Origin of the sequence: Nocardia puris (assembly GCF_036051655.1) — a bacterium.
In the GTDB taxonomy this organism is placed as follows: domain Bacteria; phylum Actinomycetota; class Actinomycetes; order Mycobacteriales; family Mycobacteriaceae; genus Nocardia; species Nocardia puris.
In genome coordinates, this window is sequence record NZ_CP107943.1 from 828,337 (window position 1) to 852,419 (window position 24,083).

A 24,083-nucleotide genomic window follows, 5' to 3' on the forward strand; every position below is an offset into this window, starting at 1 on the left:
CCACGGCGCGGTCCTCACCTGGCTGCGCCAAGGCAGGTGCAGCCTGCTCGCCACATCGCGCTGCACCCGCTCCACCCGATGGCCCCATCTCGGCCGCGCCCGCCGAGGCTGAGCCGGATGTGCCCGGCGTCGGCGGCGTAGCGCAGGCCGCAGGCCATGGCGATCTCGAGGCCTACGCCGATCCCGGACTGCGGAGTCCATCTCGCGGCTATCGTGCGCGGTGTCCTATCCGCGCACCAGTTCACCGGTGGGCAACGGCCACGGAACGAACCTCGGGATGTACCGGAACATCAGCGCCGCCCCCGTGCTCGACACCACCCCCAGGGCCGCGACGGCGGCGGCGAGCGGAGCCGCGGCGGCGAGATAGCTCTGCCGCGCCAAACCCCACACCGCGTTCGACACGCAGGTGAGCGCGGCGCCCATCGCGAGCACAGACGGGTTCGGCGCGAACAGCGCGCAGAGCGCACCGACGGCGCCGAGCGCACTGCCCCCGATGATCGACCGCCGCTCCCCGAACCGGGCCACCACCCGGCCGGCGGGCAGATCCCCGATCACCGCGCCCAGTCCGACCAGCGCGACGATCACGCCGGCCGCGCCCGCCGACGCGCCCAGATCGCGGGCCAGCAGCGCGAACACGGGCATGCCCGCGGCCCTGCCCGATCCCGAAGATCGCCGAGGGGACGAAGACCGAGGCGACGAAAGGCCGCAGCGCCGCCCCGGTCGTCATGCGGTGGAGCGATCCGCCGCCTCGGCGAAACGGTTGCCCGGGTGCGGCAGTCCGTAGTGGCCGCGCAGCGTCGTCGCGGTGTATTCGGTGCGGAACAGGCCGCGCTCGCGCAGGATCGGCACCACCTGGTCGACGAAGTCGTCGAGCCCGCCGGGCAGGTAGGGCGGCATGATGTTGAACCCGTCGGCCGCGCCGCCGGTGAACCACGCCTGCAAGTCGTCGGCGACCTGCTCGGGCGTGCCGGCCAGGGTGCGGTGCCCGCGCCCGCCGCCCAGCTTGGCGATGAGCTGGCGCACGGTCAGCGACTCCTCGGCCGCGAGGTCCTTGACCAGCTGGTAGCGGCTCTTGTTGCCCTGGATCTGCTCGATCGGCGGCAGCGGTGGCAGCGGCGCGTCCAGCGCGTGCGCGGTGAAATCGACGCCGAGCATCCAGGACAGTTGCCGCAGTGAGTATTCCGGCGGCAGCGCGCGCCTTCAGGTCCCGGTAGAACTGCTGCCCCTGGGCCAGGGTGCGCTGCGCGGTGAACACCGCCTCGGCGTACTTCGCGGCGAAATCCTTTCCGTTCTCGGAGGATCCGGCCTGCACCAGCAGCGGCCTGCCCTGCTCCGAACGCGGCACGTTGAGCGGGCCGCGCACCCGGAAGCGCGGGCCCGCGTGGTCGATGGTGTGCACCTTGGACGGGTCGGCGAAGGTGCCCGACGCGGCGTCCAGGACGAGCGCGTCGTCCTCCCAGCTGTCCCACAGCGCGGTCGCCACGTCGACGAATTCGGCGGCCCGCTCGTAGCGGCCCGCGTGATCGGGAACCGTGTCGTAGCCGAAGTTCTGGGCCTCCTCGGCACCGCCCGAGGTCACGAGATTCCCGCCGGCGCGGCCACCGCTGATCCGGTCCAGCGACGCGAAAGCCCGTGCCAGCGCATAGGGTTCGTGGTAGCCGGTGGAGGCCGTGGCGATCAGGCCGACGTGTTCGGTGACCGTCGCCATCGCCGTCAGCAGGGTGATCGGCTCGAACACCGCCTGGGTGTTGTGCTCGATACGCGGGCCGACCGCGAGGATGTCGGCGAAGAACACCGAATCCAGCGTGCCCCGTTCGGCGATGCGCGCCAAATCCTGGAAATGCTTGACGTCCAAGGCTTTCGCCGCGTCGGTGCGCGGATGCCGCCACGCGGCCTCGTGGTGGCCCACGCCCATCAGGAAGGCGTTGAGATTGTTGAAGACAGATCCAGGCTGATGTCCTCGACCGCCGTGAACTCCTCTTTGGAGCCGCGGATCGGGAAACGCTTGGTGACGTTGTCCAAGCGCAGTTTCGGAGTACCCGTCATTTCGCACCCGCCAAAGCCTGGCCGTCGGGACCGGCATCCTGAGCGTAGGTGCCGTTCGCGTACGGGTTGTATTCGTTGGTGTAGAGGTCGCTCGCGTTCAGCTTGCCCTGTTCGAGTTCGCCGTTGCGGACCAGCCAGTCGATCCACGTGGACAGTTCGCGCTCGGCCACCACGCCGCCGGGGACGGGAATGCCGGGGCTGCGCCAGAATTCGATGCGGGTGGTGTCCTCGTTGCGGTTGCGCTTGCCGATGATCTGGCGGCCCGCTCGATCACCTGCTCGCGCGGGGTGACCTGGGTCCAGCGGATGGCGTTGGCGGTGCCCTGCACGAAATCCTTGACCGCGTCGGGATTTTCGGCGATGTAGCGACCGCGCAGCACGTACGTGCCGTAGCTGAACGCGCCGAACAGATCCTAGTACCCGGTGAACTCACCCTCGTCGGCGCCGTAGGAGCTGAGCACCGAGGTGATGGGCGCGCCCGCGGCGTTGAGCTTCACTACCGCGCCGTTGAACGCCGACCCGAAGTCGATATCGCCGGTGGCGACCGACTGGATGTCCTGGGGGCCGCTGGTGGTGTCGCCGACCCATTCCAGTTTCACCTTCGCGAAGTAGCCGAGGTCCTCGGCCAATTCGTGGAAACCGACCTGGCCCGTCCAGCCCTGATAGCGCAGGACCGTCCGGTCGCCGTCGGTTCTGGCCTCGTCCGAAGAGCTGCCGCAGGCGCTCACCCCGAACGCCAACGCCAATGCCATGGCCGCCACGGCCAGTGTCTTCTTCTTGAAAGCCATCGAGATTCCCCTGGTAGGAACAACACAAGTCCGACCATGGTGCCGTCACGCGACAGCGCGGGGAACCGTTTGCATCCGCGAGAATCGAACCCGGGGCACGGGCGCGCGACACGGCCGGAACACCCTTTCCGACGTGCGTTTTCGCGATTCGGGACGGCGTTCGCGTTGACCTGCGCGGGCCTCCGGATTACTCTCATCGCGTCCGCACATATGTTCGAGCATGCTGTGTCGCCACCGACTGATCGGCACGATATCTGCTCCAGGGAAGGCTCGCGATGCCCGACGAACAGTCGACCGGCCATTCCGAGATCGCCGCATTGGCGCAGCGGGTAGCGACGGCCCGCGGGAAGCTGCCGCTGCAACACGACACGGCGCTGGTGGAGGTGCTCTCCGACAGCGAGATCGCCGCGGAACGCGAACTCGCCGAATGGATCAGGGCGCAGCGGCGCGGTCAGCGCAAGCGCGCTGTGCGGGCCGAACTGTCCGCCGAGCGCCGCGACCGGCGCGCCGCCGCCCGGCTGCGCCGCGCCGAGGCGGCCGACGCGCGCTGGCATCGCAAGGCGCTGGCGGCGCGGCGGCGGGTGGCGAATCAGGACGCGCGCCTGGCCCAGCTGTACCGGCGCGCCGAATGGTCCTCGCGCGCGCTGATCGGCGTGGTGGTGCTCGGCATGGTGTGGGCCGGGGTGAACGTGCAGCGCAACTTGGTGCCCGACGGCGATATGACCAATCCGCTGTACTGGCTCAGTTACGGCATCGAGGCGATGATCTCCATCCCGATCATCGTCATCATGGTCACCGCCACCACCGCGGCCCGCTGGGGTCGCGAATTGCCGCGCGGCAAGGTGATCTTCTTCGAGGTCGCCCTGCTCGGCACCACCATCGCCCTCAACTGCGGCCCGCATCTGGCCGCCGGAAACCTCGGCCGCGCCGCCGAATACGCCATCGCCCCCGCCATGGTCGGCGTCGTCATCTGGCTGCACGCCTGGGTCGCCGCCCGCTACGCCCACCTCATCGACAGCATCCCCATCGTCGACGACACGGCCGTGCCGCGCCTGCGGGGCAGTGTGCGGGAGTGGGAGGCGGAGCCGTTGGGGTACGACCAGAGCGGGGAGACGGGGGCGGTGCCGTTGGGGTACGGCCCGACCGGGGAGCCGGGCGCCGCTGTCCACCGCGGGACCGGTCGGTCCGAATCGCGTAGCGACAGCTATGCCCGCGAGGGCGCGCCGAGCCACGATGCCGATGGGCTGTCCCGCGATGCGGTCGGACCGGCCGTGCTCCATCCCGCGGCGTTCGCAGACGCCGCCGCACCGAAATCCGTCTCTGCACAGGCGGTCCCCCCGCGCCCGACGACCGATACCGTCGCTGGGCCCGACCCGGTTTCGCGGCACGATGCCGAGGAGGTCCGGCGAGGGCACGCGTCCGGCGCGAAGGGGTCAGATTCCGGTCGCCGGAATGCGCTGCCGCACAACGGCGCAGCTGTGTTCGCCGAAGACGACGCCCGGCGCATCAGCGACGAGGTCCTACGAGCCGATCAGCGGGCCGCCGCGTCCGAGCCGACGCCCGAAGCAGCACCCGAATCACCCGAGACCTCAACGGCTTCCGATGCGACACCCACCCGGGCCGCCGCGTCCGAGACTGACGACGCCGAGATCCCTCCGTGCGACGGCGGTGAGCTTGCGACCGACACACCGAGTGGCGGCGCTCCCGACTCCCCCTTCCGCGTCACGGATTTCGTGCCCGCCCCCACCACCCGAGAGTTCCGCATCGAGCGCACACCGGCGCGGCCGCACAACGGTCATGTCAACGGCGGTGAGCCGCCGAAGCGCAACGGGCACGCGTTGCCGAGCATGAACTCCCGCGACACCGCCGGCGGCGACCACGCCGAGACCGCGAATCGCCCTCTCGTGCACGCCGTTCCGCTCTCCCTCGTCACCGGCGGCCTGACCGCGGCCACCACCGAAGGACGCCCGAATCCCCGCCCCGGCGCCCGAGGACCACGCACCCCGAACGGCGCTGTCGCCCACGCCTATTCGCCCGCCGAAGACAATCCGCACTCCGAACTCGCCACCGCGTCCTGGGCGGAAGTCCGCAACCTCCGGCCGGAGACCGGACACGCGCCCACCGCTCCCACCCGCGATACGGCCTCCCGCCCACCCAGCGGGTCCGAGCACGCGCCCGCCGACGACCGCACCGACACCACACGCCCGCGCAACTCAGGCCACGCGCCCACCGACGACCAGTCCGACGCCACACGCCAACCGACTTTCTCCGACCTCCCGGCGCAGCCCACCGAGCACACGCCCGCCGCCCGCCCGCGCACCCCGGACCACGCCCCCACCGACGACAACGTGCGTCACCCGACGACCACAGACCGCCCGGCGCAACCCGAACAACTCACCCTCGAACCGGAACCCGAACTCCCCCGCAGCACCGAGATCATCCTCGCCACCGAACGCGCCCTCACCGACGAGAACGACGCCCCCGACCTCGAACCCGACACCGCCGAGGACGAGGTCCGCTTGGTCGCCCGCGCCATCGCCGACCAGCGCCGCTCCACCCTCCCGTTGGACCAGATCGCCGAAATCCTCACCCTCGCCGACCAATCCTGGCCCACCCCCGGCATCGCGAAGGAAGTCGGCGTCTCCACCTCCGCCGTCACCCGCGTCATCGAGGCCGCCCACAAAATAGGCCGCCCCTACGCCGACCTCCCCTGAGCAATCCCCCGCCACCGACCTCCTCACCTCGTCGGCAGCACCATCGCGTCGCCGAGGTCGTTGTCACTGCGAATCGTCCGGGAGAATCCGGAAGGCGGGGTACCGGTTCAGCGGGCGGATCGCGCGGAAGTCACGCCGGTCGAGCGTCAGAATCGCATCGGTGTCGAACTCGTCTGCCAGCGTGACGCAGATGGCGTCGACGATATCCAAGTTGAGCCCGTCGTACTTCGCTCGCACGTCGAGCGCGGTACGAATCTGGGCCGCCGACGTGTTCCCGACGACGATACGAGTCGAGGCGATCCGGTCAGCCAGCACAGCCAGTATCGCGTCGGCGGCCGCGCGACCGGCGCGGACGCTCGCCACATGGTGAATCTCGGTCAGCGCGAGCGGACTGATCACCAACGCACCGGCTTGGTCGGCGGCGCGTCGCACTGCGAAGTGCTCGGGATCGGAGCGATTGAAGAGCGCGAGTGTTCCCGAGGTGTCCGCGATGACGATCATGCGGATCGATTCATCGCGTCGCGAATATCGTCCTTACCAATCGCGCCACCGAGGTCGAACGTCTCTTCATCACCGACCAGCGGCGAGTCCCACTGACGATGCCGCATCAAGTAGTCACGCACGGCGTCACGGGTGATCTCCTGTTTCGAACGCCCTTCGGAATCGGCTTGCGCGGTGAGCGCCGCCTCTTCCGCCTCTGACAGCCGCATTGTCCATGCCATGGACCCATGGTATCAGTGCTGATACCAATCGGCCGACAAGCCGATCGGGTCGAAGCCCGGCAACGCGAAGCCGCCTCCCCGGAAGCATCGTCGTGTCGCTCCCTCTCGTCACCGGCGCGAATGGTCCGAGAGGGTCCTGAATGTGGTGTACCGGCACGGGCGGCTCGCTCTAACGTCACGCCGGTCGAGCATCGGAATCGTCCAATCGATCGTCCGCAGCGCGGTCGAGCGACACTGACAGCGGCTCGTCCCAACGACGATTACCCAACCTGCGGTCACGCTCTACGGTCGACCTCGCTCGTTCGCCGTGATCCGCCCCGGCAGCCTCAGTCATGGTCCGGCTGTAACTCGTGCTCCTTTCGTACGTCGGCGACGAGCCGTTCGTCGGAGTGTCGGTGCGTCACAAGTCCGAGCCACGTACCGTCCTGCGCGCGCCCCCATCGCAGAAGTGTTGCCGGATAAGGCCGTTTGCCCTGCTCCAGGACCGTGCAGGGTTTCCAATTGGAAAAAGGCGTGATGCCCGGCAATCACAGCGGGCACGCGGGGAGATGCGCAAGCTCGCGCCTCCCGCGGCGAGTTATCTCACGGGTCCCACCGCACTGTTCGGCCATCGCACGATCGCGGTGCAGGGTTCGGCATTCTCGGGCGACGTGATAGATGATCAACAGAGGTGCGCCGTAGCCTGGCATTCGTAAGATCCATGCGTAACTCGATGTCGATATCGGAACGTCGTTCCATTCGACGACTCCTACCGTGGCGGGGCCTGGTCGTACGTGCATACGCGCCATCCACGACTCCTCGGTTGGCTGAAGGGTGCGTTCGGCCGAACCCGCGATAATCTCACAGCCACTGTGACGTACGGCGTCCCGCCCACTACGAACAACCGATCCGACGTTCTCGCCTCCCCAGAAGCGTCCTCGCACGGACCGACTCCCCGCGCGCGGTCGGGTGCACGTCGTCTGTGGGTCCGGAGGGAGACACTCCGGAACGCCGAAGGCCCGCCTCCCCGAACGGGGAAGCGGGCCTTGGGTTTTCGACGTCAGCCGAGGAGAGGGCTTACTTGGCCTTCTCCAGGACCTCCACCAGGCGCCAGCGCTTGGTGGCCGACAGCGGGCGGGTCTCCATCAGCTGAACGCGGTCGCCGATGCCGGCGATCTCGTTCTCGTCGTGCGCCTTCACCTTGGAGGTGGTGCGGATGATCTTGCCGTAGAGCGGGTGCCGCGCACGGTCCTCCAGCTCGACGACGATCGTCTTGTTCATCTTGTCCGAGACGACGTAGCCGACCCGCACCTTGCGGCGGCCACGCTCCTGTGCCTGTTCACTCATGCGGCGTCTCCCTTGTCGGCGGGTCCGGTGGCCAGACCGAGCTCGCGCTCACGCATGACCGTGTAGATGCGCGCGATCTCGTGACGGACGACGCGCAAGCGACGGTTATTGTCCAGCTGACCCGTCGCCATCTGGAAGCGCAGGTTGAACAGCTCCTCCTTCGACTCGCGCAGGCGGGAGACGAGTTCGTCTTCGGTGAGCTCGCGGAGCTCTGCGGCCGGTGTACCGGTAGCCATCAGAACTGCTCCTCCCTGGTCACGATCCTGCACTTCATCGGGAGCTTGTGCATCGCGCGGCGCAGGGCCTCGCGAGCGGTCTCCTCATTCGGATAGCTCATCTCGAACATCACGCGACCGGGCTTGACATTCGCGACCCACCACTCCGGCGAACCCTTACCGGAACCCATGCGGGTCTCGGCGGGCTTCTTGGTGAGCGGGCGATCCGGGTAGATGTTGATCCAGATCTTGCCACCACGGCGGATGTGGCGAGTCATCGCGATACGCGCCGACTCGATCTGCCGGTTGGTGACGTAGGCGGGCTCGAGAGCCTGGATGCCGTACTCACCGAACGCGACCGAGGTGCCGCCCTTGGCGATGCCCGAGCGGCCGGGGTGATGCTGCTTGCGGTGCTTGACCTTACGAGGCATCAGCATGCGTCAGCCCTCCTGATTCTCTGCCGGCGCCTCGGCCACCGCGGTGGCCGTGCGACCGGCGTCAGCGGCGGCGCCGGCGGAGCCGGAACGACGCGGACGGCTCGGACGCTCCCGGCGCGGACGCTCGGGGGCGGCCGCCGCGGCGGTCAGCTCACGCTTGCCGCCGACGATGTCGCCCTTGTAGATCCAGACCTTCACGCCGATGCGACCGAAGGTGGTCTTGGCCTCGTAGAGGCCGTAGTCGATGTCGGCGCGCAGCGTGTGCAGCGGCACCCGACCCTCGCGGTAGAACTCCGAGCGCGACATTTCGGCGCCGCCCAGACGGCCCGAGCACTGCACGCGGATGCCCTTGACGTTCGGCGAACGCATGGCCGACTGGATGGCCTTGCGCATCGCGCGACGGAACGCCACACGGTTGGACAGCTGCTCGGCCACGCCCTGGGCCACCAGCTGCGCATCCGACTCGGGGTTCTTGACCTCGAGGATGTTCAGCTGCACCTGCTTGCCGGTGAGCTTCTCGAGTTCGGCGCGGATGCGGTCGGCCTCGGCGCCGCGACGGCCGATCACGATGCCCGGACGCGCGGTGTGGATGTCCACCCGCACGCGGTCCCGGGTGCGCTCGATCTCGACCTTCGAGATGCCGGCCCGCTCCATGCCCGTGGCGAGGAGCTTGCGGATCGCGACGTCTTCCTTCACGTAGTCCGCGTACTGCTTGTCCGCGTACCAACGCGACTTCCAGTCGGTGGTGATACCGAGGCGGAAGCCATGGGGATTGATCTTCTGTCCCATTTACTCAGCCCCTCCCTTCCGGCGGTTGCGAGTGGCGCCGCCGGCGGTGGGCACGCTCTCGACCTCGATGGTGATGTGGCTGGTGCGCTTGCGGATCCGGAACGCGCGGCCCTGGGCACGCGGCTGGAAACGCTTCAGGGTGGGACCCTCGTCGACGTAGGCGGTCGACACGACCAGGGTGGCCGGGTTCAGGCCGAGGTTGTTCTCGGCGTTGGCCGCGGCCGAGGCAACGACCTTGGCGACCGGCTCGCTCGCGGCCTGGGGCGCGAACTTCAGGATGTTCAGCGCGTCCTCGACCCGCTGACCGCGGACCAGGTCCACGACGCGACGCGCCTTCATGGGCGTCACGCGGACGAACTTCGCGGTCGCGCGCGCGGTCGGGTTCTGAGTTTCGGTGCTCATCGCCGCTTGCTCTTCCGATCTTCCTTGACGTGGCTCTTGAAGGTCCTGGTCGGCGCGAACTCACCGAGCTTGTGCCCGACCATGTTCTCCGACACGAACACCGGCACGTGCTTGCGGCCGTCGTGCACCGCGAACGTGTGGCCGATGAAATCGGGGATGATGGTCGAACGACGCGACCAGGTCTTGATGACCTGCTTGGTGCCCTTCTCGTTCTGGACGTCCACCTTCGCGAGGAGGTGATCGTCGACGAACGGGCCCTTCTTGAGGCTGCGTGGCATTTCTTACCTCCTCCTTCAGCGCTTCTTGCCGGTCTTGCGACGGCGGACGATGAGCTTGTCGCTCGGACGGTTGGGCTTGCGGGTGCGGCCTTCCGGCTTACCCCACGGCGAGACCGGGTGGCGGCCACCGGAGGTCTTGCCCTCACCACCACCGTGCGGGTGGTCGACCGGGTTCATGACGACACCACGCACCGTGGGACGACGGCCCTTCCAGCGCATACGGCCGGCCTTGCCCCAGTTGATGTTCGACTGCTCGGCGTTGCCGACCTCGCCGACGGTGGCGCGGCAGCGCACGTCGACGCGGCGGATCTCGCCGGAAGGCATACGCAGCACCGCGTACTGGCCTTCCTTACCGAGCAGCTGGATGCTCATGCCCGCGGCGCGCGCCAGCTTGGCGCCGCCGCCGGGACGCAGCTCCACGGCGTGGATGGTGGTACCGGTCGGGATGCTGCGCAGCGGCAGGTTGTTGCCCGGCTTGATGTCCGCGCCGGGACCCGACTCGATGCGGGTGCCCTGCACCACGCCCTTGGGGGCGATGATGTAGCGCTTCTCGCCGTCGGCGAAGTGCAGCAGCGCGATATTGGCGGTCCGGTTGGGGTCGTACTCGATGTGCGCGACCTTGGCCGGGATGCCGTCCTTGTCCAGGCGACGGAAGTCGATCAGACGGTAGGCCCGCTTGTGGCCGCCACCGCGGTGCCGCGTGGTGATGCGACCGTGCGCGTTGCGGCCACCGGTCTTGGACAGCGGGCGCAGCAGCGACTTCTCCGGGGTGGACCGGGTGATCTCGGCGAAGTCCGAGACGCTCGAGCCACGACGGCCCGGCGTAGTCGGCTTGTACTTGCGAATTGCCATGAGTTCTTCTCTGCTTTCTGGATTCCCGTCCGCTTACGCGACCGGGCCTCCGAAGATCTCGATGGGCTTGCTGTCGGCCGAGATGGTCACGAGCGCGCGCTTGGTGCTCTTGCGCTTGCCGTAACCGAAGCGGGTCCGCTTGCGCTTGCCCTGACGGTTGGCGGTGTTGACGCTGGTGACCTTCACACCGAAGACCTTCTCGACGGCGATCTTGATCTGCGTCTTGTTGGAGTCCGGGTGCACCAGGAAGGTGTAGGTGCCTTCCTCGATCAGTCCGTAGGACTTCTCCGAGATGACCGGCGCCAGCAGGATGTCGCGGGGGTCGGCGATGGTGGTCACTTGCTCTCCTCCTGTGCCGCCTCGGCCGGACCGTGAACGAACGCGTTCAGGGCCTCGACGCTGAACACCACGTCGTCGCTGTTGAGCACGTCGTAGGTGTTGAGCTGATCCGGGGCGATCGGCTGCACGTTCTGCAGGTTCGCCACGCTCTTCCACGCGGCGATGTCCTCGCGGCCGACCACGACGAGCAGCTTCTTGCGGTCGGTCAGCTCGGCCAGGAAGCTCTTGGCCGACTTGGTGGACGGGGTCTGACCCGCCACCAGCTCGGTGACCACGTGGATGCGCTCGTTGCGAGCCCGGTCGGACAGGGCGCCACGCAGGGCGGCGACCTTCATCTTCTTCGGGGTGCGCTGGCTGTAGTCGCGCGGCTGCGGGCCGTGGACGGTGCCACCGCCGGCGAACTGCGGCGCGCGGGTCGAGCCCTGGCGGGCGCGGCCGGTGCCCTTCTGGCGGTACGGCTTCTTGCCACCGCCGCGGACCTCGCCGCGGGTCTTGGTGGCGTGCGTGCCCTGGCGGGCCGCGGCCTGCTGGGCCACGACGACCTGGTGCATCAGCGCGATGTTCGCGGTCACGTCGAAGATCTCGGCGGGGAGATCGACGGTGCCCTCGGTCTTGCCGCCGGGAGCCTTCACCGCGACGGTGAGGTTCGCGGCCTTCTTCTCAGTGTTCACGGTCATGCGTGCGCACCACCCTTCACGGCGCTCTTGACGATCACGACGCCGCCCTTGCGACCCGGGATCGCACCCTTGATCAGGAGCAGGCCGTTCTCGGCGTCCACCTTGTGAACCGACAGGTTCTGGGTGGTGACGCGGTCGTTGCCCATCCGGCCCGACATGCGCATGCCCTTGAACACGCGGCCGGGGGTGGCGCAACCACCGATGGAGCCGGGGCGGCGGTGCACGGCCTGCGCACCGTGCGAGGCACCCTGGCCACGGAAGCCGTGGCGCTTCATGGTGCCCGCGAAGCCCTTGCCCTTGCTGGTGCCGGTGACGTCGACGAACGTGCCCTCTTCGAACACGTCGGCGTTGATCTCCTGGCCGACCTCGAAGGTGGAGGTGTCGGCGACCCGGATCTCCGCGACGTGGCGACGCGGGGTGACACCGGCCTTGGCGAACTGGCCGGCGTCCGGCTTGTTCACCTTGCGCGGGTCGATGGCGCCGAAGGCGACCTGGACGGCGCTGTAGCCGTCGCGCTCCTCGGTGCGGATCAGGGTGACGACGTTCGGGCCCGCCTTGATGACGGTGACCGGAACCACGCGGTTCTTGTCGTCGAACACCTGGGTCATGCCGAGCTTGGTGCCCAGGATTCCGGCGGCAGGCCGGTTCTTGTTGTCAGTCATGTCTCGAGTCCCCGTCACTGAATGTTGACGTCGACGCTGGCCGGCAGGTCGATGCGCATGAGCGCGTCGACCGTCTTCGGCGTCGGGTCGAGGATGTCGATCAGCCGCTTGTGCGTACGCATCTCGAAGTGTTCGCGCGAGTCCTTGTACTTGTGCGGCGAACGGATGACGCAGTACACGTTCTTCTCGGTCGGCAACGGCACCGGGCCGACGACGCGGGCCCCGGTACGGGTCACCGTCTCCACGATCTTGCGCGCAGACGCGTCGATCGCCTCGTGGTCATAGGCCTTGAGCCTGATGCGGATCTTTTGTCCCGCCACGCTAAGTGTCCTTTTCTCCGCTTTCCTTCGTGGTCGCAGAAGCTGGCTTCCGCACCACCCTCAATTTGCACAGCCCGAACACACGAAGACGTCTCAGCTCGAGAGGACTGGCCCGGAGGAGGCAGCCCGCGTAACCACGCAGGGCCCCGATCGAGCTCGATCCCACACAGTGGAGACCACGACCGGGACGCGCCCAGTCTTCGCCGCTGTTCATCTGTCATGGTTCTCCGGTCCACGCGGTCGGGCGTGTCGCCCTTTCGCTCATTCTGCGTTCCCGGATCGCAACTTCATCTCGGGCCGCGGAACGATGTCCCGGACGTACCCACACCGATACTCCGGCGAGGTACACGAGTTTGGTACTGCACGCCTCGCCGAACGCGACCGCTCCCACAGGAAACGGGCACGACCCCGTGCAAGGCAACCCGAACAGTATGCCCGACGCCGGGGAGCGACTTCAAATCGGGGGTGGTGTTGAGTGGGACACGCACCACCCGAGCGAAGGAAACCCTACCCCACCTGCGAGAACGGCCCGTATGGGACAGTGGTTCCCTTTATCTTACCGTTGAGTAAGATAGGGCCCATGGGTAAAGAGACCGCGACTTACCGCGGGTGGAAGAAGCTGCCGGACAACCGGCTCGGGCACACGCTGTTCTCGCTGGGGATGGTGGCGCGGGTGCCGTACTTCGGGACGGTGCTGCCGAACGTGGTGCGGCTCGAGCCCGGACTGTGCGAGGTGACCTCGCCCAAGTGGTTCGGCATCCACAACCACCTGGGCACCTTCCACGCGATCGCGGCGTGCAACCTGGCCGAGGTGGCGATGGGCATGCTCAGCGAGGCCACCGTGCCCACCACGCACCGGTGGATCCCCAAGGCGATGAACGTGCAGTACCTGGCCAAGGCCGAGTCGGGGCTGCGCGCGGTGGCGAAGCTGCCGCAGATCCCCGACTTCGACGCGATCACCGAGGGGCAGGACCTGGTGGTCCCGGTCTCCATCTACGACAAGGACGGCCTCGAGGTCGTGCACGCCGACATCACCACCTGGGTCACCCCCAAGTAGGGCGTGCTTGCGCGGCGGCGACGCGAGCGGATTGAATGCCGGTATGGGTGACGGCGCGGTCCGGGAAGTCGATCTCTGCGTGGTGGGGCTCGGCCCCGCGGGACGGGCGCTGGCGCATCGCGCGATGCGCGCCGGGTTGCGGGTCACCGCAGTCGACCCCCGCCCCGACCGGCTGTGGCCGCCGACGTTCTCCTGCTGGGTGGACGAATTGCCGGACTGGCTGCCCGCGAGCGCCATCGCCCAGCGCATCGAGGCCCCCACGGTGTGGACGAAGGTCGAGCACCGCATCGAACGGCCGTACTGCGTGCTGTCGAAAGCCGGCCTGCACGAAGCACTCTCGCTCGACGACGCCACGGTGGTCGCGGGCCGGGCCACCCGGGTGGACGCGCACGAGGTCGAGCTCGCCGACGGCACGGTGCTGACGGCGGCCGCCGTGTTCGACACCCGCGGCCTGCCCACGCTGGGCAAGCGGCGCGCGGCCAGCGCGCACGGCATCTTCGTCGACGCCGAGACGGCCGCGCCCATGGTGGCCGACGGCGAAGGGCTGCTGCTGGATTGGCGTCCGGAGAACGGCGCGGGCCCCGACGAGCCGCCGTCGTTCCTCTACGCCGTGCCGCTCGGCGACGGCACGGTGATCTTCGAAGAGACCAGCCTCGGGCTGCGCGGCGGAATGCCGCAGCACGAGCTGCGCAGGCGCACGCTGAACCGGCTCGCCGCGCACGGCATCCGCCTCACCGGCGACGAACCGAGCGAGGCCGCGCACTACCCGCTCGACCAGCCGCCGCCGAAAAAGGGCACGGCGCGGGCGATTCCGTTCGGTTCGCGCGGCGGCATGATGCACCCCTGCACCGGCTACAGCGTGGCCGACTCGCTCGCGCTGGTGGACACGGCCGTGGACGCGCTGCGCACCGGCCGCGACCCGGTGGCGGCGCTGTGGCCGTGGCGGGCGCGGTTGGTCTACTGGATGCGGATGCGCGGGCTGTTCGGCCTCGGCCGGCTCACCACCGACCAGTCGATCGCCATGTTCGAGGCGTTCTTCACCGAATCCGAGCGCGGACAGCGGGCCCTGCTCTCCCGGCACGACGACTACGCCGCCCTGGGCGCGGTGCTGTTCAACACCGTCGCCCACACCTGGCCGTTCCGCTGGCGCTACGACCTGGTGGGCTGGACCAACCGCGACCGCTGGCTCGACCACGAGTTCGCCCCGGCGCGCACGCCGTCGGACGTCGACCAGGCGACCGGCTGAACTAGGCGGTCTCGGCCGCGCGGCGGTAGCCGCGAATGGCGGGCCAGGCGAACACGGCGATCATGCCGATGGTCCAAGCCAGCGTCTTGAGCATCGGCTCGGCCACGGGCCCGCCCGCCGAGAGCCCGCGCATAGCTTCGATGGCGGTGCTCATCGGCTGGTTGCCGACCACATCCTGCAACCAGGTGGGATAGGCGAAGACGGGCACGAAGCCGGTGTTGAAGAACATCAGCAGGCTGTTGAAGATCGAGATGACGCTCACCAGCATGATGCCCTCGGTGAAGGTGGCCAGCGCCGTCACCAGCACCGCGAAACTGATGCCGAACAGCACCGGGATGCCGATCAGCGCCAGCGCCGCGAGCGGCCCCTGGGTGAACCGGAAGCCCAGCGCCAGGCCCACGGCCAGCACGAACAGCGTGGTGACCAGCACGCGCACCGCCTCGGCCAGCAACCGGCCGGTGAGCCCGGCCGCGCGGTTGACCGGCATGGTGTAGAAGCGGCTCAGCAGTCCGCTGGCCTTCTCCACCTTGAAGCCCAGCGCGCTCACCACGGCGCCGGCCATGGCCGCGATCAGGGTGATCATCGAGACCTGGCCGTAGATCGCCTCGATGCCGGTGTTATTGGTGATGGTCCCGCCCAGCACGATGTCGAACATCAGCAGGGTCAGCGCCGGATAGATCAGCGTCTGGATGGTGGTCGAGGGGTCGCGCACCCAGCCGATCAGCAGCCGCTTGCACTGCAAGACACTCTGGCGCGCCCAGGTGCTCACGGCGTATTCGGACTTCGCGGTGACCTCGGGCAGCGGCTGGAAGTCCACCGTGTCGGCGGCTCGCTCGGTCGTGTTCGTCACCGTCATGCTCGCCTCACACTCGCCCAGATCGCGAACGGGGTGAACACCACCGCCGCGCCGACCACCCACACCAGCGGCACCCAGAACACCTCCCACGTCACGCCGTCACCGGCCATATCGCGCAGCGCGAAGGACAGCTGCGAGATGGGCTGGTTGCGCACGAACGGCTGGATCCACTCCGGGAACGCGGTCTCGGGCACGAAGCCGCAGGAGAGCATGCCGAAGATCAGCGTGGGCAGGGTGAGCGCCTGGCTGAGCTGTTCGGGGCTCTTGGTCAGGCTGCCCAGTCCGTCGGCGCCGATCGCGAGCACGGTGCCGACGGCCAGGGAGAACGCGCAGAACAGCACGGCTTGGCCCCAGCCCGCCTCGAACCGGAAGCCGATCATGTGCCCGAACAGCACCGCGCCGGTGAGCGAGACGCAGGAGCGCACCATGCCCGCGCAGATGCGCGAGGTGAACGGCACCAGGATCCCGATCGGCATGGTCTGCAACCTGCTGCTCAACCCCGTCAGCGCCTCGAAGGCGGCGAGCTGGGAGTTGGAGAGCATGGTGAAGGCCATGGTCTGCAACACGATGATCGGCATGACGAACTGCGCGTAGTCGATGCCCTGGAGGTTCATCACGAACCGCAGCGGCAGGTAGAAGCCGAGCGTGAACACCAGTGGCGTCACGAAGGCGACGATCAGTTCGCCCTTGGTCGCCATGGTCCGCACCACGCGGCCGGTGAGGGCGCGCCACTGCGCGAAGGACGACGGTTCGGCCACCGGTAGCGCGGCGAAGAGCCCCGGCGCGGGGGGCGCGGGTTCGGTGACGGTCACGAATGCCCGCCCGAATGACCGGTGAGCGAGAGGAATACGTCGTCGAGCGAGGGCCTGCGCAACGCGATGTCGGCCAGCACCACGCCGGCGCTGTCGAGCCTGCGCAGCGCCTCGGCGAGGGTGGCGGCGCCGTCGGGCGCCGGGATGGACAGGCGGTCCTGCCCGTCGAGTTCGGCGGCGACGGCCGCGGGCACCAGGTCGCCGAGCGCGTCGGCGGCGGTCCGCAGTTGTTTCGGATCCAGCGGCACCACCTCGCAGTAGCTGCCGCCGGTCTTCTCCTTGAGTTCCTCGGCGGTGCCCTCGGCGATGACGGTGCCCCGGTCGATGACGATGATGTTGTCGCTGAGCACGTCGGCCTCTTCGAGGTACTGCGTGGTGAGCAGCACCGTGATGCCCTGGCCCTTGAGGATGTTCACCAGGTCCCACACGCCCTGGCGGCTGCGCGGGTCGAGTCCGGTGGTGGGCTCGTCGAGGAAGACCACCTCGGGGCGCACCACCAGGCCGCAGGCGATGTCGACGCGGCGGCGCATACCGCCGGAGTAGTGGCGCACCGCGCGCTTACCCGCGCTCACCAGGTCGAATTCCTCGAGCAAGGTGTCGGCGCGCCGGCGGGCGGTGGCGCGGTTGAGGCCCATGAGGCGGCCGAACAGCTCCAGGTTCTCGCGGCCGGAGAGGTTCTCGTCGAGCGCGGCGTACTGGCCGGTCATCATGATCGACCGGCGCACACCCGCCGGGTCGGCGCGCACGTCGTGGCCCGCGACGACCGCGGTGCCGGAGTCGGGGCGCAGCAGCGTGGAGAGGATCTTGACGGTGGTGGTCTTGCCCGCGCCGTTGGGGCCGAGGATGCCGAGCACGCTCGCCGTGGCGGCGGTGAAACTGATGCCTTGCAGCGCGTGCACATCGCCGAAGGATTTGCGCACGTCCTCGACGCGGACCGCGGGTTCGCGCTCCGGCGACTCTGCTGTGTTCTCGCTCGGCATCAACTCTCCACTATCGGCCGGGGCCGGCGACGGGGTCGCCGGGACGCGCGGGTGCGTCGGGGTGGTGATCCGCACCGCCGGGCGTGATGTTACCGGTCGCCGGGATTTCGGTCGGGCGTCCGATCGGTACCCACTCGCCGCGCGTTCAAATGTGCCATTGGTCACATTTGTTCCGCCGGGCCAGAGCCGTCCGCAATCAACGCTGGTCCGCCGGGCGGCGAGCCGACACGGCGCGCCGAGGCGACCTTGTCGGCATCGGGTGGTCACCATAGTCTGCTTGATGGGGGCTGGAGAACGCACTCACTCGTCTGTGGCGGGACCGCGCTGGGAGACGGTCCGTCAGGGGTCGGCTCGATTCGGGTGGGGGCATTGGCGGGTCGAGACGTGAAGAGGTGACCATGGCCGAATCCGCGCAGCCGCGACTGGCGGCGCATCCGGGAGGATCGAGCCGATCGACCGTGCTGACGTCCTACGATCCCCGCACCGGGGAGGCCGTCGGCACGTACCCCGTGCTGGGCGCGAGCGAACTGCATCGCACCGCGCGCGCCGCCCGCGCGGCCGAAAAATGGTGGGCCGAACTGGGATTCGGCGGGCGTAAGCGCTGGCTGCTGGACTGGAAGCGCGATATCGCAAGGCGTGCCGACGAATTGGTCGAGCTGCTGTGCGCCGAGACCGGAAAACCGGAGGCGGACGCGGCGATCGAGGTCGCCCTCGCGGTGGAGAATCTGGACTGGGCGGCGCGCAACGCCGCACGCGCGCTGCGCAGGCGCAAACTGGGCTCGACGTGGCTGGCGCGCAACCAGCACGCGGCGGTGGGCCAGTTGCCGCTGGGCACGGTGGGCGTGATCGGCCCGTGGAACAACCCCGTCTTCACACCGATGGCCTCGATCGCCTACGCGATGGCGGCGGGCAACGCCGTGGTGTTCAAACCGCACGAGCTCACCACCGGCGTCGGCGTGTGGCTGGCCGAGACCTGGAGCGCGCTCGCCCCCAACCAGCCCGTGCTGCAGGTGGTGACGGGCGACTCCGGCACCGTCGCGGCGCTGTGCCGGGCCAAGCTGGACAAGATCGCCTACGCCGGGTCGGAAACCGGTGCGCGCGAGGTGATCTCGCTGTGCGCGCCGGCCATGACCCCGGTGGTGGTGGAACGCGGCGGCAAGGGCGCCATGGTGGTGCACGTGGACGCGAAGCTGGACGAGGCCGCCGAGGCGGCCGTCTTCGGCGCGATGGCCAACGCGGGGCAGAACGCGCACGGCGTGCAGCGCGCGTACGTGGCGGACTCGGTGTACGACGCGTTCCTCGACCTGGTGGCCGATCAGGCGCGGCGGCTGCGCCCCGGCGCCGACAAGCGCGCCTCCTACGGGCCGATGGTGCTGGAATCGCAGATCGAGGTGGTGCGCAAACAGGTGCGCGACGCGCTCGGGCGCGGCGGGCGCGCCGTGGTGGGCGGGCTGGAGTCGATCCGCGACCCCTACATCGAACCGATCGTACTGGCCGACGTACCGGAGGAGAGCCTCGCGGTCACCGGCGAGGCGTTCGGCCCGGTGCTGGTGGTGAACCGGGTGGCCGATATGGACGACGCCGCCAAGCGCATCAACACCGCGGGCAACGGCGTCGCGGTGTCGGTGTTCACCCGCGACGTGCACGGTGTCGAGCTGTTCGCCGAGCAGCTGCGGGTCGGCGTGGTGACCATCAACTCCTCCACCGCGCACCTGGCCATCCCGGCTCTGCCGATCGGCGGCGTCGGCGAATACGGGCACGGGCACAGCCACGGCGACCAGGGGCTGCGCGAGTTCAGCCGGACGCTGGCGGTGGCGCGCAAGCGGTATCGCGCGGCGACGAACCTGGCCACCTTCGAACGCCATCCCCGGCAATTGCGGCTGGCCAAGACGATGTTCCGGCTGCGGCACGGCCGCGCGATCTGAGGGAGCAGCAAGCAACCCGTCAGCCGAGTAGGACCGCGTTCATCAGCGCCGTGACCCGCGCGATCTGGGCGGGTCGGGCGTCGAAGCGCAGCAGGCGGCCGACATCGACGACCTGGTTGAGGGCGGCGTGCACGCGGAACCGCGCCTCCACCGGGTCGCCGTCGAGCAGGTTCGCCCACTCCAGGATGTTCTGACGCTGGATGGCGCGCAGGCGGTGCTGTTCGGCGGGCGGCAGGTTGCTGAACTCGGCGAAGTACACCGGCATGATCTCCGGCGTGGCGAAGCTGAGTTTGGCGTAGCGCTCGGCGATGCGGCGCGCGGCGTCGGGCCGGGAGTCGGCCTCGGCGAGCGCCTCGGTGATGGCGACCGAGACCCGGTCGCCGGTGCGGTGGAACGCGGCGCCGAGCAGATCGGCCTTACTGGTGAAGTACCGGTACACGCTGGAGGCGTTGATGCCGACGGCCGCGCCGATCTCCTCGATGCTGGCCTCGTGATACCCCTGGCGGCCGAAGATGCGGATGGCCTCGGTGAGCAGCTGTTCGCGTTTGGAGGTGACGGGCAGGCCGCGCGTCACGGGCCCGGGGTCGGGCTGCTGCGGGGCGGGCGGCAGCTCGGCGTTCAGCACCGCCCAGCACATCTCGCGCAGCAGCGGCAGCAGCCGCGCGGCCGACAGCGCGGTGCGATGCGCGGAGATGCTGGCGACCACGCTGAGCACCGAGACGGCCAGCAGATCGAGGTCCTCGGCGCTCGCCTCCGGGCGCAGGCGCGCGATGGGCGCGGCGAGGGTGGTGTTGATGTCGTCGTAGATCGCGCGGATGCGGAGGCGATCGGCGCGCTCGAGGTAGCGCCGCTCCCAGCGGTAGAGACCGGCCTCGCGGCGGATGTCGACGGTGTGCTCGCTGAGCGCGCGGATCAGCGCGTCCATCCGCTCGCGCGGCGCGCGTTCCGGGTCGTCGGCGGCGACCGCGACGGCGAGCAGCTGGCGGGTGCCCTCCTCGGCGGCGGCCACCAGCAGCGCGTACTTGTTGGCGAAGTGCCGGTACAGCGCGGGCCCGGAGATGCCGACCTCGGCGGCGATCTCGTCGACGCCCACCGGGTAGTACCCGCGTTCGCTGAACGCCCGCGCGGCCGCCCGGATGATCTGGGCCTTGCGGTCCTTCGGGCGGCGGCGCACGGCGGGCTCGGCCCGCGCGGGGGCGAGGTCCACTTCGCCGTGTTCGGCGACCATCTACCTCTCCGTTCTGGTGGCGGCGCCCCGGTGTTGACAGCGCCGGACAAGTCCACATAAGTTAACCACAATTCGCGAAGTTAACCACTATTCACGGCCGCGTGCGCCGGTGAATCGCAGATCGGGAGCGACACATGAGAGATAACGATTCCTCTTCGGCGAACGGCTCCGCCACGGTCCGGTTCACCACCGAACGCGACGGGCGCATCCTGCGCGTGACCCTCGACAACCCGGGCCGCAAGAACGCGATCGACTACGACACCATGGTCGCCCTCGGCGACACCATCCTGGCCGCGGCGACCGACAGCGCGGTGCGGGTCATCGTGCTGACGGGCGCGGGCGGCGACTTCTGCACCGGCGCGGATCTCTCGGCGTCGGCGGGCGAGGCCCAGCGCGGGATCACCTCCGAGATGGTGATGGACGCGGCCAACCGGCTGGTGCGGGCGATCGTGGACGCGCCCGTCCCGGTGGTGGCGCGACTGCGCGGCGCGACGGCCGGGGTCGGCGTGGGGATCGCGCTGGCCGCCGATCTCGTGTATGCGAGTGAGGATTCCTATCTGCTGCTGGCGTTCATCAATATCGGCCTGATGCCCGACGGCGGCGCGGCCGCGCTGGTGGCCGCGGCGGCCGGACGTCCGTTGGCGGCGGAGATGGCGCTGCTCGGCGAGCGGCTGCCCGCACCGGCCGCCGCGCGCGCCGGCCTGCTCACCGCCGTGCCCGCCGACGAGCTGGACGCGCGGGTGCAAGCCGCGGTCACCAAGCTCGCGCACGGACCGCGCCGCGCGCTGGAACTCACCAAGCGGGCGCTGAACCAGGCCACGCTCGGCGCGCTCGACGCGACCTTGGCCGCCGAGAAGACCGGGCAGTCCGAACTGCTGGGCTCCCCCGATTTCGTCGAGGGCGCGACGGCGATGCTCACCAAGCGCAAGCCGGTCTTCGCCGACTGAATCCCCCGGCCATCGGGCACGTTTCGTGCGGGGAGTCGGGTATTCGCGGGCCGGCCCCGGGTAGCTCCCCGGCTCGCGAACACCCCCGCCGCGCCAATGTGATCCCGGGCACAACCCGCGCCGAGCGCAGGACTATGTTCATCGGCTATGGCATACCTGGTTACCGGCGCGACCGGGTTCATCGGTCGATTCCTGATCCCCCAACTGCTGCGGCGCGACGCGGACGTGCACGTGCTGGTACGGCCGGGGCAGGCCTCGGCCGACCGGTACGCATGGTGCGCGCGGGAGTGGGACGCCGGCGACCGGGTGCGCCCGGTGCGCGGCGACCTGGGCGTGCCCGGCCTCGCGATCGACCCGTCCTGGGTGGCGCGGCATCGCGGAACCATCGACCACGTCTTCCACCTGGCCGCGAGCTACGACCTGACCGAATGCGGCGGCGGCACCCGGCACGTGGTGGATCTGGCCGAGGATCTGGCCGCCGGTGCGCTGCACCACGTCTCGACGGTCGAGGTGGCGGGCGCGCACGAGGGCTACTTCACCGAGTCGATGTTCGACCAGGGCCAGACCCTGACCACCCCGTTGCAGCAGGCCAGATTCGAAGCCGAACGGATCGTGCGCGCGTCGTCGCTGCCGTGGCGGATCTACCGGCCCTCGATCGTGATCGGGCACTCCCGCACCGGCGAGATCGACCGCGTCGACGGTCCGTACTACTTCTTCCGCCTGTTGCGGATGGCGGCCCAGCTGCCTCGGCTGCTGCCGGTGCTGGTGCCCACACTCGGCGAGACCAATATGGTGCCGGTCGATTTCGTGGTGCGCGCCCTGGACCACCTGGCGCACCTGCCGGACCGCGCGTCGCGCACCTACCACCTGGTGGACCCGCGCCGCATGAGCGCCGTCGACGCGCTCAACCTGTTCGCCGACGAGGCGGGCGCCCCGCACCTGGTGGAGGTCATGCCCAAACGCACCATGACCATGATGCTGCGCGTCCCCGGCGCCAACTGGACCCTCTCCCGCGTCGGCGTCCCCCTCGACGTCCTCGAACACAGCGAATTCACCTGCTGGTTCGACGCCACGGAGGCCACGAAGGACCTCGCCGACACCGACATCCGGGTGCCTCCATTAGCTGCCTACGCCCCTTTGATCTGGAAGTACTGGATAGAGAACTGGGTCTAGCCCCACCCCTCATCCAAACGCCCCATCCGCACCCTCCCAACCACCCCGGGGAGGGAGCCCGACGACCGACCGTTCGCGGCCGTCTCGCGCGCCAAAAACACCGGGCACACCCGCCCCCGGCCTCGCCTCCCCCATCAAACAACGCCACCAACCGGGCTCGCCCCAACCCTCACCTCAACCACCCCACGGCACACAAACACAAACCGCCCCGGCCGCACAACGCAACCGGGGCGATCCCTAGCTCGAACCCTAGATCCCCAACCCCTTGGCCAGCACCGGCCAAGACCGCGGGAACTCGTCGTTCCAGTACCCCCACGAGTGCGACCCGTCGGGGCGGAAGTTGAAGGTCGCGGGGATGCCCAGTTCGTTGAGGCGGCGTTCGAGGTTGCGCGTGCAGTAGTTGGTGCCCGCTTCGATGACGCCGCCGACCAGGATCTGGTTGGCCAGGCCGTAGACGCCGGGCAGGGCGTAGGGGTTGTTCAGGGTGTCGTACTGGCCGGGCAGGCCGGTACCGCTGGAGATGTAGAGCTCCAGGCCGCGCAGCCCTTCGGCGTTGACGTACGGGTCGTTCCTGACCCATTCCTCCGAACCCTGCGGGCCCCACATGTTCTCGGTGTCGCCGCCGCCCCAGGTCTCGACGGTCAGGCGCACGAACTCCGAGCCGACCGGGTCACTGGTCTGGGCGCAGCCGCTGTAGGCGGCCGCGGCCTGGTACAGGCCCTGCTTGGCGATGGGCAGCGCGAGGACGGTGGTGGCGGAGGTGGAGATGCCCGCGATGGCGTTGCGGCCGTTGGTGCCCAGCGCGCCGTCGACCAGCGGGGGCAGTTCCTCGGTGAAGAACGTGGTCCACTTGTTGCGGCCCAGGTTCGGGTCGTCCTCGATCCAGTCGGTGTAGTAGCTCCACTTGCCGCCGATCGGCTGGATGACGTTGACGTTCTTGTCCTCCAGGAACTTCAGCGCGTCCGAGCGCGCCACCCAGGAGGCGTCGTCCTCACCGCCGCCCGCCCCGTTGAGCAGGTAGAGGGTGGGCCGGGGCACCGACGCGTCGGCCGGGCGCTGCACGTCGATGATGACGTTCTTGTCCATGGCGGCCGAGTGGACGTACAGGCGGATATTGCGGGCGTCCTTGATCTCGGCCTTGACGATCTTGGAGCCGTTGGGCGAGGTGGGGTTCGCCAGCAGAGCCTTGCCCTCGATGATCGGGTCGGAGGCCGCCGCGGGAGATGCGCCGATCCCGGAGATGAGACCCGCGAGCAACGCCCCGGTCGCGATCATCGCCGCGGCACGTGCGCC

Annotated in this window: 24 protein-coding genes and 4 pseudogenes; 6 read left to right on the forward strand and 22 right to left on the reverse strand. The window is 69.2% G+C overall.

Annotated features, from left to right (window positions below):
• Nucleotides 1-321: 321 nt before the first annotated feature.
• The 4 pseudogenes from OHB21_RS03470 to OHB21_RS03485 form a co-directional block, all read right to left on the reverse strand.
• Nucleotides 322-727 (reverse strand): annotated as a pseudogene (locus tag OHB21_RS03470) (MFS transporter); the annotation flags it as partial.
• 276 nt (nucleotides 728-1,003) lie between these two features.
• Nucleotides 1,004-1,915: pseudogene (locus OHB21_RS03475) on the reverse strand (NtaA/DmoA family FMN-dependent monooxygenase); the annotation flags it as partial.
• A 23-nt stretch (nucleotides 1,916-1,938) separates the two neighbouring features.
• Nucleotides 1,939-2,046, reverse strand: a pseudogene (locus tag OHB21_RS03480) (ABC transporter ATP-binding protein); the annotation flags it as partial.
• Nucleotides 2,043-2,833 (reverse strand): annotated as a pseudogene (locus tag OHB21_RS03485) (hypothetical protein). The pseudogenes OHB21_RS03480 and OHB21_RS03485, both read right to left, overlap by 4 nt.
• A 275-nt stretch (nucleotides 2,834-3,108) precedes the next feature.
• Here OHB21_RS03485 and OHB21_RS03490 point away from each other — a divergent pair.
• The gene (locus OHB21_RS03490) at nucleotides 3,109-5,547 is read left to right on the forward strand and encodes a hypothetical protein (RefSeq protein ID WP_195125364.1); all 2,439 of its coding nucleotides are present in this window, start codon (nucleotides 3,109-3,111) and stop codon (nucleotides 5,545-5,547) included.
• Nucleotides 5,548-5,610: 63 nt separating this feature from the next.
• On the opposite strand, the gene OHB21_RS03495 is transcribed toward OHB21_RS03490, so the two are convergent.
• From OHB21_RS03495 to rpsJ, 13 genes are all read right to left on the reverse strand, one after another.
• Nucleotides 5,611-6,048 (reverse strand): PIN domain-containing protein, encoded by a 438-nt coding sequence (locus OHB21_RS03495; RefSeq protein ID WP_067507603.1) that lies wholly within the window; start codon nucleotides 6,046-6,048, stop codon nucleotides 5,611-5,613.
• Nucleotides 6,045-6,269 (reverse strand): hypothetical protein, encoded by a 225-nt coding sequence (locus OHB21_RS03500; RefSeq protein ID WP_147265867.1) that lies wholly within the window; start codon nucleotides 6,267-6,269, stop codon nucleotides 6,045-6,047. The genes OHB21_RS03495 and OHB21_RS03500 overlap by 4 nt, the downstream gene beginning before the upstream one ends.
• A 1,056-nt stretch (nucleotides 6,270-7,325) precedes the next feature.
• On the reverse strand, nucleotides 7,326-7,595 hold the full coding sequence (gene rpsQ, locus OHB21_RS03505) for a 30S ribosomal protein S17 (RefSeq protein ID WP_067507609.1): 270 nt from the start codon (nucleotides 7,593-7,595) through the stop codon (nucleotides 7,326-7,328).
• The gene (gene rpmC, locus OHB21_RS03510) at nucleotides 7,592-7,831 is read right to left on the reverse strand and encodes a 50S ribosomal protein L29 (RefSeq protein WP_040794488.1); all 240 of its coding nucleotides are present in this window, start codon (nucleotides 7,829-7,831) and stop codon (nucleotides 7,592-7,594) included. The genes rpsQ and rpmC overlap by 4 nt, the downstream gene beginning before the upstream one ends.
• Nucleotides 7,831-8,247, reverse strand: a complete 417-nt coding sequence (gene rplP / locus OHB21_RS03515; RefSeq protein ID WP_067507612.1) for a 50S ribosomal protein L16 — start codon at nucleotides 8,245-8,247, stop codon at nucleotides 7,831-7,833. Before rplP ends, rpmC begins: the two co-directional genes overlap by 1 nt.
• A gap of 3 nt (nucleotides 8,248-8,250) precedes the next feature.
• Nucleotides 8,251-9,036, reverse strand: a complete 786-nt coding sequence (gene rpsC, locus OHB21_RS03520; protein WP_067507615.1) for a 30S ribosomal protein S3 — start codon at nucleotides 9,034-9,036, stop codon at nucleotides 8,251-8,253.
• The gene (gene rplV / locus OHB21_RS03525; protein WP_067507619.1) at nucleotides 9,037-9,438 is read right to left on the reverse strand and encodes a 50S ribosomal protein L22; all 402 of its coding nucleotides are present in this window, start codon (nucleotides 9,436-9,438) and stop codon (nucleotides 9,037-9,039) included. It abuts the gene before it with no gap.
• Nucleotides 9,435-9,716 (reverse strand): 30S ribosomal protein S19, encoded by a 282-nt coding sequence (rpsS, locus tag OHB21_RS03530; RefSeq protein WP_067507622.1) that lies wholly within the window; start codon nucleotides 9,714-9,716, stop codon nucleotides 9,435-9,437. The genes rplV and rpsS overlap by 4 nt, the downstream gene beginning before the upstream one ends.
• Before the next feature lie 15 nt (nucleotides 9,717-9,731).
• A complete protein-coding gene (gene rplB / locus OHB21_RS03535; RefSeq protein ID WP_067507624.1) occupies nucleotides 9,732-10,568 on the reverse strand; it encodes a 50S ribosomal protein L2 in 837 nt (278 codons plus the stop codon).
• A gap of 33 nt (nucleotides 10,569-10,601) precedes the next feature.
• Entirely contained in the window at nucleotides 10,602-10,907 is a 306-nt protein-coding gene (gene rplW / locus OHB21_RS03540; RefSeq protein WP_029923608.1) for a 50S ribosomal protein L23, read from the reverse strand.
• Nucleotides 10,904-11,584, reverse strand: a complete 681-nt coding sequence (rplD, locus tag OHB21_RS03545; RefSeq protein ID WP_067507627.1) for a 50S ribosomal protein L4 — start codon at nucleotides 11,582-11,584, stop codon at nucleotides 10,904-10,906. The genes rplW and rplD overlap by 4 nt, the downstream gene beginning before the upstream one ends.
• Entirely contained in the window at nucleotides 11,581-12,246 is a 666-nt protein-coding gene (gene rplC / locus OHB21_RS03550; RefSeq protein ID WP_067507630.1) for a 50S ribosomal protein L3, read from the reverse strand. Before rplC ends, rplD begins: the two co-directional genes overlap by 4 nt.
• A gap of 14 nt (nucleotides 12,247-12,260) precedes the next feature.
• Complete coding sequence (gene rpsJ, locus OHB21_RS03555; protein ID WP_003938093.1) at nucleotides 12,261-12,566, reverse strand: 30S ribosomal protein S10; 306 nt, start codon at nucleotides 12,564-12,566, stop codon at nucleotides 12,261-12,263.
• A 580-nt stretch (nucleotides 12,567-13,146) separates the two neighbouring features.
• On the opposite strand from rpsJ, the gene OHB21_RS03560 reads away from it, so the two are divergent.
• Together OHB21_RS03560 and OHB21_RS03565 are read left to right on the forward strand one after the other, a co-directional pair.
• Complete coding sequence (locus OHB21_RS03560; protein ID WP_067507633.1) at nucleotides 13,147-13,623, forward strand: hotdog fold domain-containing protein; 477 nt, start codon at nucleotides 13,147-13,149, stop codon at nucleotides 13,621-13,623.
• 43 nt (nucleotides 13,624-13,666) lie between these two features.
• On the forward strand, nucleotides 13,667-14,869 hold the full coding sequence (locus OHB21_RS03565; protein ID WP_067507637.1) for a lycopene cyclase family protein: 1,203 nt from the start codon (nucleotides 13,667-13,669) through the stop codon (nucleotides 14,867-14,869).
• A 1-nt stretch (nucleotide 14,870) separates the two neighbouring features.
• Here OHB21_RS03565 and OHB21_RS03570 read toward each other — a convergent pair whose 3' ends face one another.
• The 3 genes from OHB21_RS03570 to OHB21_RS03580 are packed head-to-tail and all read right to left on the reverse strand — an operon-like array spanning nucleotide 14,871 to nucleotide 17,517.
• Nucleotides 14,871-15,725, reverse strand: coding sequence for an ABC transporter permease (locus OHB21_RS03570; RefSeq protein ID WP_113975223.1), 855 nt, complete (start codon nucleotides 15,723-15,725; stop codon nucleotides 14,871-14,873).
• Nucleotides 15,722-16,537, reverse strand: a complete 816-nt coding sequence (locus OHB21_RS03575; protein WP_067507640.1) for an ABC transporter permease — start codon at nucleotides 16,535-16,537, stop codon at nucleotides 15,722-15,724. Before OHB21_RS03575 ends, OHB21_RS03570 begins: the two co-directional genes overlap by 4 nt.
• A complete protein-coding gene (locus tag OHB21_RS03580) occupies nucleotides 16,534-17,517 on the reverse strand; it encodes a daunorubicin/doxorubicin resistance ABC transporter ATP-binding protein DrrA (RefSeq protein WP_067507642.1) in 984 nt (327 codons plus the stop codon). Before OHB21_RS03580 ends, OHB21_RS03575 begins: the two co-directional genes overlap by 4 nt.
• A 398-nt stretch (nucleotides 17,518-17,915) precedes the next feature.
• On the opposite strand from OHB21_RS03580, the gene OHB21_RS03585 reads away from it, so the two are divergent.
• Entirely contained in the window at nucleotides 17,916-19,442 is a 1,527-nt protein-coding gene (locus OHB21_RS03585) for an aldehyde dehydrogenase family protein (protein WP_195125363.1), read from the forward strand.
• Nucleotides 19,443-19,461: 19 nt separating this feature from the next.
• On the opposite strand, the gene OHB21_RS03590 is transcribed toward OHB21_RS03585, so the two are convergent.
• Complete coding sequence (locus tag OHB21_RS03590; protein WP_067507645.1) at nucleotides 19,462-20,670, reverse strand: TetR/AcrR family transcriptional regulator; 1,209 nt, start codon at nucleotides 20,668-20,670, stop codon at nucleotides 19,462-19,464.
• A gap of 134 nt (nucleotides 20,671-20,804) precedes the next feature.
• Between OHB21_RS03590 and OHB21_RS03595 the strand changes: the two genes are divergently transcribed.
• Together OHB21_RS03595 and OHB21_RS03600 are read left to right on the forward strand one after the other, a co-directional pair.
• A complete protein-coding gene (locus OHB21_RS03595; protein ID WP_113975224.1) occupies nucleotides 20,805-21,617 on the forward strand; it encodes an enoyl-CoA hydratase-related protein in 813 nt (270 codons plus the stop codon).
• Nucleotides 21,618-21,764: 147 nt separating this feature from the next.
• Nucleotides 21,765-22,790: an SDR family oxidoreductase gene (locus OHB21_RS03600; protein ID WP_195125362.1), complete on the forward strand. Its 1,026-nt coding sequence runs from the start codon at nucleotides 21,765-21,767 to the stop codon at nucleotides 22,788-22,790.
• Between the two features lie 249 nt (nucleotides 22,791-23,039).
• Here the strand turns inward: OHB21_RS03600 and OHB21_RS03605 are convergent, their stop codons facing one another.
• Nucleotides 23,040-24,065, reverse strand: coding sequence for an alpha/beta hydrolase (locus OHB21_RS03605; RefSeq protein ID WP_067507659.1), 1,026 nt, complete (start codon nucleotides 24,063-24,065; stop codon nucleotides 23,040-23,042).
• Nucleotides 24,066-24,083 lie beyond the last annotated feature (18 nt).

Excerpts from the sequence above, each read along its gene's own strand:
- OHB21_RS03495 (WP_067507603.1), bottom strand. The coding sequence starts at position 6,048 with ATGATCGTCATCGCGGACACCTCGGGAACACTCGCGCTCTTCAATCGC.
- OHB21_RS03560 (WP_067507633.1), top strand. The coding sequence starts at position 13,147 with ATGGGTAAAGAGACCGCGACTTACCGCGGGTGGAAGAAGCTGCCGGAC.
- OHB21_RS03500 (WP_147265867.1), bottom strand. The coding sequence starts at position 6,269 with ATGGCATGGACAATGCGGCTGTCAGAGGCGGAAGAGGCGGCGCTCACC.
- rpsC (WP_067507615.1), bottom strand. The coding sequence starts at position 9,036 with ATGGGACAGAAGATCAATCCCCATGGCTTCCGCCTCGGTATCACCACC.
- rpmC (WP_040794488.1), bottom strand. The coding sequence starts at position 7,831 with ATGGCTACCGGTACACCGGCCGCAGAGCTCCGCGAGCTCACCGAAGAC.
- rplB (WP_067507624.1), bottom strand. The coding sequence starts at position 10,568 with ATGGCAATTCGCAAGTACAAGCCGACTACGCCGGGCCGTCGTGGCTCG.
- rpsQ (WP_067507609.1), bottom strand. The coding sequence starts at position 7,595 with ATGAGTGAACAGGCACAGGAGCGTGGCCGCCGCAAGGTGCGGGTCGGC.
- rpsS (WP_067507622.1), bottom strand. The coding sequence starts at position 9,716 with ATGCCACGCAGCCTCAAGAAGGGCCCGTTCGTCGACGATCACCTCCTC.
- rplP (WP_067507612.1), bottom strand. The coding sequence starts at position 8,247 with ATGCTGATGCCTCGTAAGGTCAAGCACCGCAAGCAGCATCACCCCGGC.
- OHB21_RS03580 (WP_067507642.1), bottom strand. The coding sequence starts at position 17,517 with ATGCCGAGCGAGAACACAGCAGAGTCGCCGGAGCGCGAACCCGCGGTC.
- OHB21_RS03570 (WP_113975223.1), bottom strand. The coding sequence starts at position 15,725 with ATGACGGTGACGAACACGACCGAGCGAGCCGCCGACACGGTGGACTTC.
- OHB21_RS03565 (WP_067507637.1), top strand. The coding sequence starts at position 13,667 with ATGGGTGACGGCGCGGTCCGGGAAGTCGATCTCTGCGTGGTGGGGCTC.
- rplV (WP_067507619.1), bottom strand. The coding sequence starts at position 9,438 with ATGAGCACCGAAACTCAGAACCCGACCGCGCGCGCGACCGCGAAGTTC.
- OHB21_RS03585 (WP_195125363.1), top strand. The coding sequence starts at position 17,916 with ATGGCCGAATCCGCGCAGCCGCGACTGGCGGCGCATCCGGGAGGATCG.
- OHB21_RS03605 (WP_067507659.1), bottom strand. The coding sequence starts at position 24,065 with ATGATCGCGACCGGGGCGTTGCTCGCGGGTCTCATCTCCGGGATCGGC.
- OHB21_RS03600 (WP_195125362.1), top strand. The coding sequence starts at position 21,765 with ATGGCATACCTGGTTACCGGCGCGACCGGGTTCATCGGTCGATTCCTG.
- rplC (WP_067507630.1), bottom strand. The coding sequence starts at position 12,246 with ATGACTGACAACAAGAACCGGCCTGCCGCCGGAATCCTGGGCACCAAG.
- OHB21_RS03595 (WP_113975224.1), top strand. The coding sequence starts at position 20,805 with ATGAGAGATAACGATTCCTCTTCGGCGAACGGCTCCGCCACGGTCCGG.
- OHB21_RS03590 (WP_067507645.1), bottom strand. The coding sequence starts at position 20,670 with ATGGTCGCCGAACACGGCGAAGTGGACCTCGCCCCCGCGCGGGCCGAG.
- OHB21_RS03490 (WP_195125364.1), top strand. The coding sequence starts at position 3,109 with ATGCCCGACGAACAGTCGACCGGCCATTCCGAGATCGCCGCATTGGCG.
- rplD (WP_067507627.1), bottom strand. The coding sequence starts at position 11,584 with ATGACCGTGAACACTGAGAAGAAGGCCGCGAACCTCACCGTCGCGGTG.